This is a genomic window from Rhizobacter sp. P2_H2 (assembly GCF_056403375.1).
On record NZ_JBFUFP010001205.1, the window covers coordinates 1 to 1,514 of the forward strand.

Genomic DNA, 1,514 nt, shown 5'->3' on the forward strand with positions numbered 1-1,514 from the left:
CACCCCATGAGCATCCGGATCGGCACTGCATCCTGGTCGCACCCAGCGCTCATCGACACGGGGCGCTTCTACCCGTCGGAGCACATGAGTCCCGAGGAGCGCCTGCACTTCTACGCGACTCAGTTCACGTTGGTCGAGGTGGACTCGAGCTTCTATGCCATGACGCCGCCCGGCATGGCGCAGCGGTGGGTCGAGCGCACGCCGCAGGACTTCGTGATGAACGTGAAGGCCTTCCGGCTCTTCACCGGGCATCAGACTTCACCGCAGGCCCTTCCTGCCGACGTGCGCGAGGCGCTTCCCGCCGCGTTGCGAGACAAGTCCATCCTGTACTACCGCGACGTGCCGCCCGAGTTCCGCGACGCACTGTGGGCACGCTTCGTCGAGGGCATCGCCCCACTGCGGCAAGCGGGCCGGCTCGGGCTGGTGCACTTCCAGTTCGCGCCCTGGATCGTGCGCAACCCCGCTGGCCGGGCGCACATCGAGCACTGCGTCGAGCGCATGCAGGGGCACATGGTCAGCCTCGAATTCCGAAACTTCAGCTGGTTCAACGAGGCGAACACCCGCGACACCCTGGCGTTCGAGCGGTCGCTCAGGGTCGTGCACACCATCGCCGACGAGCCCCAGGGCTTTGCAAACTGCGTTCCGGCTGTGTGGGAGGTGACACACGACGACCACGCCTTGGTACGCATGCACGGGCGCAACGAGCACACCTGGAACAAGCGGAGCAACACGTCGTCCGGGCGCTTCAACTACCAATACGATGACGCCGAACTGGAAGGCTTGGCCGGCCAGATCGCGGCGCTCGATGCGCCGCCCCTGCATCTGCAGGTAGTCATGAACAACAACGCCGAGGATTTCGCGCAAGCGAACGGCCGGCAGCTATTCGAGGCCTTGCATGCATACGGAGCCAACGTGGTCACGCCGTCCTCGGGCAAAGTCACGCAGCTCCGAGCTGCATGACGCGAGGTCGCGCCTGCGCGGACTGCTCAGGGTCTTCGACAGCCTTGATACACCATCGAGCATTCGCGCGTTCAATGGAAGTCTCGACTGTGCGTAGATTTGGCCAAGCGCCCTAGCAACGGAGTGAGGTCCTCGAGCTTGCTCACGATGAGATTGCACACATCCCCTTCGCGCTGCCAAGTGCCCCTGAGGACCAGGAGCCGGGACCGAAGCAACACATCTCGTTGCTGGTCTCGCACGGACTTCCAGACGATCGCCTGAACCGTGCCTGTCTCGTCCTCCAACGAGACGAAGATCGTTCCGCTCGCGGTGCTCGGTTGCTGACGGAGGGTGACGATCCCGCAATAGTCCACGCGTCGGCCGTTCGGGACGGTCGCGAGATCGGCGGCGGACGACAAGCCGCGATGCGTCAGTCTCTCCCGCAGCAATGCCAACGGATGCCGGCGCAGCGTGAGGCCCAACGATGCGTAGTCGAACAAAATCTCCTCGCCTTCTGGCGCGGCCGGCAGCTCAAGCAGCTCTTCTTCGATCGGTGCATCCGTCAGCAACGGCGG

Annotated in this window: 2 protein-coding genes; one reads left to right on the forward strand and one right to left on the reverse strand. The window is 64.3% G+C overall.

The window, feature by feature from the left end; all coding sequences use genetic code 11:
• Positions 1 to 960 (forward strand): DUF72 domain-containing protein (locus AC1D15_RS31590; protein ID WP_477829153.1); only part of this gene is annotated, 960 nt, incomplete at its 5' end.
• Between the two features lie 71 nt (positions 961 to 1,031).
• On the opposite strand, the gene AC1D15_RS31595 is transcribed toward AC1D15_RS31590, so the two are convergent.
• Positions 1,032 to 1,514, reverse strand: a 483-nt coding sequence (locus tag AC1D15_RS31595) for an OB-fold nucleic acid binding domain-containing protein (protein WP_477829154.1), incomplete at its 5' end; no start/stop codon positions are given.